This is a genomic window from Acinetobacter sp. YZS-X1-1 (genome assembly GCF_000804305.1).
Lineage (GTDB): Bacteria > Pseudomonadota > Gammaproteobacteria > Pseudomonadales > Moraxellaceae > Acinetobacter > Acinetobacter variabilis.
The window spans coordinates 1-1,342 of sequence record NZ_JWHB01000056.1 but is presented as its reverse complement, the minus strand read 5'-3'; the positions used below and the strand labels follow the sequence as shown (position 1 = coordinate 1,342).

The window sequence follows — 1,342 nt, the reverse complement described above, 5'->3', positions numbered from 1 at the left end:
CGGCTCTTTAGGAGACATAAAGTCTCGGGGAAATCTTATCTTGAGGTAGGCTTCCCGCTTAGATGCTTTCAGCGGTTATCCCTTCCGAACATAGCTACCCGGCGATGCGACTGGCGTCACAACCGGTACACCAGAGGTTCGTCCACTCTGGTCCTCTCGTACTAGGAGCAGATCCTCTCAAATTTCCAGCGCCCACGGTAGATAGGGACCGAACTGTCTCACGACGTTCTAAACCCAGCTCGCGTACCTCTTTAAATGGCGAACAGCCATACCCTTGGGACCTGCTTCAGCCCCAGGATGAGATGAGCCGACATCGAGGTGCCAAACACCGCCGTCGATATGAACTCTTGGGCGGTATCAGCCTGTTATCCCCAGAGTACCTTTTATCCGTTGAGCGATGGCCCTTCCATACAGAACCACCGGATCACTAAGACCTACTTTCGTACCTGCTCGACTTGTGGGTCTCGCAGTTAAGCGCGCTTTTGCCTTTATACTCTACGCGTGATTTCCGACCACGCTGAGCGCACCTTCGTACTCCTCCGTTACTCTTTAGGAGGAGACCGCCCCAGTCAAACTACCCACCAGACATGGTCCTCGCTCCCGATCAGGGAGCAGAGTTAGAACCTCAATATTACCAGGGTGGTATTTCAAGGACGGCTCCATGGCAACTAGCGTCACCACTTCAAAGCCTCCCACCTATCCTACACAAGTAAGATCAAAGTTCAATGTCAAGCTGCAGTAAAGGTTCACGGGGTCTTTCCGTCTAGCCGCGGGTACACCGCATCTTCACGGCGAATTCGATTTCACTGAGCCTCTGCTGGAGACAGCGCCGCCATCATTATGCCATTCGTGCAGGTCGGAACTTACCCGACAAGGAATTTCGCTACCTTAGGACCGTTATAGTTACGGCCGCCGTTTACTGGGGCTTCGATCAAGAGCTTCGCTTACGCTAACCCCATCAATTAACCTTCCAGCACCGGGCAGGCATCACACCCTATACGTCCACTTTCGTGTTTGCAGAGTGCTATGTTTTTAATAAACAGTTGCAGCGGCCTGGTTTCTGAGGCTGCCAACAGCTCAAGGAGCAAGTCCTATCACCGCCGGCAGCGTACCTTCTCCCGAAGTTACGGTACCATTTTGCCTAGTTCCTTCAGCAGAGTTCTCTCAAGCGCTTTGGTCTACTCGACCTGACCACCTGTGTCGGTTTCGGGTACGATTCCAGTGTAACTGAAGCTTAGAGACTTTTCCTGGAAGTATGGTATCAGCCACTTCACCAGTAAACTGGCTTGCTATCAACTCTCAGCATAGAGCACCCCGGATTTGCCTAAGATGCATGCCTACT

General features: G+C 52.3%; 1 rRNA gene. It reads right to left on the bottom strand.

The window, feature by feature from the left end:
* A 23S ribosomal RNA gene (locus RJ01_RS15385) occupies positions 1–1,342 on the bottom strand; the annotation flags it as partial.